This is a genomic window from Massilia sp. PWRC2 (assembly GCF_049896725.1).
In the GTDB taxonomy this organism is placed as follows: Bacteria; Pseudomonadota; Gammaproteobacteria; order Burkholderiales; family Burkholderiaceae_D; genus JAFCUW01.
In genome coordinates this window covers 1-3591 of sequence record NZ_JAFCUW010000030.1, presented here as the reverse complement: position 1 = coordinate 3591, position 3591 = coordinate 1, and the positions used below count along the sequence as shown (strand labels likewise).

The window sequence follows — 3591 nt, the reverse complement described above, 5'->3', positions numbered from 1 at the left end:
CGGCGAACCCGGCGTCAAGACTATCTGGCTCGGAATGAAGGATGTCTACGTTGCAGCCAAAACGATGGAGAAATTACGCGACCGAGCCAATGCCAAGACTTATGTATAACGAGGTGGGTCTAGGCCCAGTTATGATGACTGGAGGCAACATTGGTAGTGGCATCGGAAATGGTGGCAGCACCGTTACAACGCTAGGTGTTTCCGGAACACGTCCATCCTTATCAATGTAACGATAAGGATTATTGTTTGCGTAGCCATAGCGATTGAAACTATCTCCCGTATCACCATCCGTCGTCACGGGATCAACGCTCAAGAAGCGTCCACCCGACGCGAACCTGCCGTAAGTGCGGCCGTTTTCCTTAGTCCCTTCAATGACTTGGCGCGGTTTTTCCCTGACTGACGGTGTGTAAAGAGCGAAACTTTTTCCTAGACGCGATTTTGGCTCGCGTGCGCGCGCGAGGCAATCGTTTATTTGCCTAATAGTTAATGATGCGATTCCTTATCGATTGCAGCAACATATATTCTAATTGCGAGGCGTAGGTCGGCAACAAATCTAATATAGTCAAATTTGACAGGAATTTTCAGCCCGGGATTATCAAGCTTCGCCAACAGACCTGTACTTACTAATCGGCGAATTTGAGATTCACTTTTAGATTCAATATATACGGGGTCGAACGAGAGGGAAAAACTCATTGATTTAAAGCGTGCCAAAGTCGCAGGGTGTCTGAAATTTCTGATCTTATTATGAGCTGCCACAAATCGAGAATTTTCCGCGACGTCTGAGTCGACAGCAACTATTACTAGCATGAATTGCTCGATATCGCCGTAAGATTCTCTCTCAAAGAGCGGATTCAGTGCATCTTCCATTGCAACCGAAACTCGCCCCAAAACTGAGCCGACCTCCTCAGTTGCTATACTCGTAATCTTAATATGCATATTTTTTCTATTTAAATATTCTGTTGCCGGGAGGAAGTTCGCCGTTCGAGATAAAATACTGTATCAGTTTCAATTTCTCGGCCGCTAGCGTTTGATAGCGCGTTCCTGCTGACTGAATGTCCATGCGCAAGTTGAAGGTGCTGAGCGATGTTCCAACATATCGATTATTTGGATCATTCGTTGTTCCATACTTCCAAACATCTCCAGTCTTTAACTGAACAAGTCCATTCCTTACATCTGGATATGCACCATCTCGTTGAGCTATTAATGCATATTGATACTCTAGCGGACCTGCCGCGGTCGCTTTCGCCAACAACCCTGATAATTGGGACCAAGCATTATCGAGCCGTTGGCCCTGAGCTGCACCTATAAGGGCACCGCCGGCAACACCAACGCCAACAATTGGTCCGTTCGCAATGACGCAGCCTCCTACAGTGTAGAAGTCACAAACCGCAGATGCCACAACGCCAGTTGCGCCGCCAGCGATCCCGCCAAGAACACTTCCAGCAGCCTTGCCTAAGCCGCTAGATGAGTTTCCACTAGATCCGCCAATATTCGTGCAGCTCAAAGAACCCATGCTGGTGCAAGTTTCTGCATCCATGCGACCGTCAGGGTCGGTATAGCGATACGGGTTGTTGCTTGCGTAAACGTATCGGTTGAAGCTGCTCCCAGTGCTGGCATCCGTGGTCACCGGATCAACGCTCAAGAAGCGTCCACCCGACGCGCACTTGTCGTAAGCGCGGCTGTTTTCCTTAGTCCCTTCAATGACTTGGCGCGGTTTTTCCCTGGCTGACGGCGTGTAAAGAGCGAGTTTTTTCCTAGACGCGATTTTGGCTCGCCTGCGCGCGCGAGGCAAGCGTTGATTCGCCTAATAGTTAATGATGGCGCCGGGGTTGCGGTTGCTGGGGTTGGCCTGATGGCCGGCGCAGCGCGGCGGCAAGCGACGCAGGAGCGCGCCCTTTGCACCGGACCCCGCTCTATCCCTTATGGTGGACGCGCGCAGCGCCTGGAGCAGCTGGCAGAGGCGCTGGGCGTGTCGCAGCAAACCGCACAGGCCTACGAGGTTGGCCGCCGGCGCATTCCGGTGTCGGCGCTGCCGGTGGTGGCGAAATTGCTGCAGGTGCAGCTGGAAGAATTGTTTGGCGAATCGAGCCACGCCGCCGCCGCAAGCGCGGGCCGATGTCGCAGCTCGAGCGCAGCATCGGACGCATTGCCGAACTGCCCAAGCAAAAGCAGAAATTTGTGATGGAGATGCTGGAGACGGTGCTGGCTCAGGCCAACGCGTAATTTTTACTTCTTAGCCGCTAAAAAGAAAGCTACTCGCATCCGGGGTATCGGAGGGAGTGGCTTTATTTTGCTAAAACCATTATCAATGACGTAATCGCATTGAATTTCCCCATGACACCCATGAGGGTTTGATTGGCCCGTTCTACCTCTGGGTGTAATTGCTTAACTAACGCGTACTCGGTTCGTTGAATGTAATTCCTACAGATCCTCGACTGCCCTCGCAAATGAAATTCCCCCCAAAGTCGGAATCGTCGGATAGTGAGGCGCAAAATTTCAGTTCTTGACCAAAAAATAGATAAATAACTGAACCCGCATTCGCATGACTTGCATTCTTCAAAAGTTGATATGTCATAGGCGTAAAAATATCAGGATCATCAATTGTAAGGCGGAGTCCAATAATCTCGCTGGCATCAGTGCGCAGCCAATCATAGAATCCAATCCAATTTGAGGCAATCTCTCTACACTGAAAATCTTCGCCCTCAAATCTAAAACCGTCCTCCTTCACATTTCTTACAAATCTATTCTTGCCATCATTACTTAATATTATTGCGACCAAAGAATTATTCATCATCGCCCCATAATCTTAAGATATTGATCAATAATTTTAACACGCAGGCTCTGCACTTCATTAAGACTACGCTCGGCAATCACGCGATAGGCTTGCAGCGCCCGCACCTGCAAACCTACGGGAAGTGAATACGGCGCAGCACGTTGCGCCAGAGCTAGAGCGGAAGTTGCGCCGGGAAGACCTGTTCCGAAGATACCTTTTGCATTTAACTGCGCCACTCCGCCCTCAGCTTTAATTATTTCTTTTAACACTTCATTCGACATACCCCTCATTGCGTTTCCCTGAACTTGCGATGCAATGAATGCTCCTCCTTCGACGCCCGCTAAACCTAAGCCTGCCACCAATGTTCCGCCGACAATTCCCTGTGCCGCTCCTACTCCCGGATAATTTGGGTTAACCGGATCGCCCATAATATTCACTTCATACTGCCCACCTGGATCGTATGGAGACGGCCGGGATGGCGACGCCCCGGAACCGACTGCAGTTCCAGACGTGCCGCCGCCGGACGCTCCCGACGAAGACCTACTTGGCGCGCCAACTGTTGTACATAAGCCTGGAATGCACGTCGGTTCTATAGTTCTAGCTTCTTCACGACCATCAGGGTCGATATATTTGTAGGGGCTATTAGCCGCGTAGGCATATCTGTTAAACCCTCCTCCTGAACTTGTGTCCGTCGTCACCGGATCAACGCTCAAAAAGCGTCCACCCGACGCGCACTTGCCGTAAGCGCGGCCGTTTTCCTTAGTCCCTTCAATGACTTGGCGCGGTTTTTCCCTGGCTAACGGTGTGTAAAGAGCGAA

At 50.7% G+C, this 3591-nt stretch carries 6 protein-coding genes and 1 pseudogene; 1 reads left to right on the top strand and 6 read right to left on the bottom strand.

Annotation, left to right across the window (positions count from 1 at the left end; genetic code table 11):
* Positions 1–73 precede the first annotated feature (73 nt).
* The 4 genes and pseudogenes from ACP7BZ_RS22820 to ACP7BZ_RS22805 form a co-directional block, all read right to left on the bottom strand.
* Positions 74–313 carry a hypothetical protein gene (locus tag ACP7BZ_RS22820; protein ID WP_426117472.1) on the bottom strand — a complete coding sequence of 80 codons (240 nt, stop codon included), beginning with the start codon at positions 311–313 and terminating at the stop codon, positions 74–76.
* 170 nt (positions 314–483) lie between these two features.
* On the bottom strand, positions 484–936 hold the full coding sequence (locus ACP7BZ_RS22815; RefSeq protein ID WP_426117470.1) for a hypothetical protein: 453 nt from the start codon (positions 934–936) through the stop codon (positions 484–486).
* Between the two features lie 7 nt (positions 937–943).
* The gene (locus ACP7BZ_RS22810) at positions 944–1537 is read right to left on the bottom strand and encodes a hypothetical protein (protein WP_426117474.1); all 594 of its coding nucleotides are present in this window, start codon (positions 1535–1537) and stop codon (positions 944–946) included.
* Positions 1538–1552: 15 nt separating this feature from the next.
* A pseudogene (locus ACP7BZ_RS22805) lies at positions 1553–1792 on the bottom strand (hypothetical protein); the annotation flags it as partial.
* A gap of 60 nt (positions 1793–1852) precedes the next feature.
* Here ACP7BZ_RS22805 and ACP7BZ_RS22800 point away from each other — a divergent pair.
* Positions 1853–2182 (top strand): helix-turn-helix transcriptional regulator, encoded by a 330-nt coding sequence (locus tag ACP7BZ_RS22800; RefSeq protein WP_426117468.1) that lies wholly within the window; start codon positions 1853–1855, stop codon positions 2180–2182.
* A 207-nt stretch (positions 2183–2389) separates the two neighbouring features.
* Here ACP7BZ_RS22800 and ACP7BZ_RS22795 read toward each other — a convergent pair whose 3' ends face one another.
* Positions 2390–2791 carry a hypothetical protein gene (locus ACP7BZ_RS22795; protein WP_426117466.1) on the bottom strand — a complete coding sequence of 134 codons (402 nt, stop codon included), beginning with the start codon at positions 2789–2791 and terminating at the stop codon, positions 2390–2392.
* Positions 2791–3591: RHS repeat-associated core domain-containing protein (locus tag ACP7BZ_RS22790; protein ID WP_426117464.1), on the bottom strand; the 801-nt coding region annotated here is incomplete at its 5' end. The genes ACP7BZ_RS22795 and ACP7BZ_RS22790, both read right to left, overlap by 1 nt.

Bases quoted from the DNA above. Each gene is read 5' to 3' on its own strand.
- ACP7BZ_RS22795 (WP_426117466.1), bottom strand. From the start codon at position 2,791: ATGAATAATTCTTTGGTCGCAATAATATTAAGTAATGATGGCAAGAAT.
- ACP7BZ_RS22815 (WP_426117470.1), bottom strand. From the start codon at position 936: ATGCATATTAAGATTACGAGTATAGCAACTGAGGAGGTCGGCTCAGTT.
- ACP7BZ_RS22800 (WP_426117468.1), top strand. From the start codon at position 1,853: ATGGCCGGCGCAGCGCGGCGGCAAGCGACGCAGGAGCGCGCCCTTTGC.
- ACP7BZ_RS22810 (WP_426117474.1), bottom strand. From the start codon at position 1,537: ATGGATGCAGAAACTTGCACCAGCATGGGTTCTTTGAGCTGCACGAAT.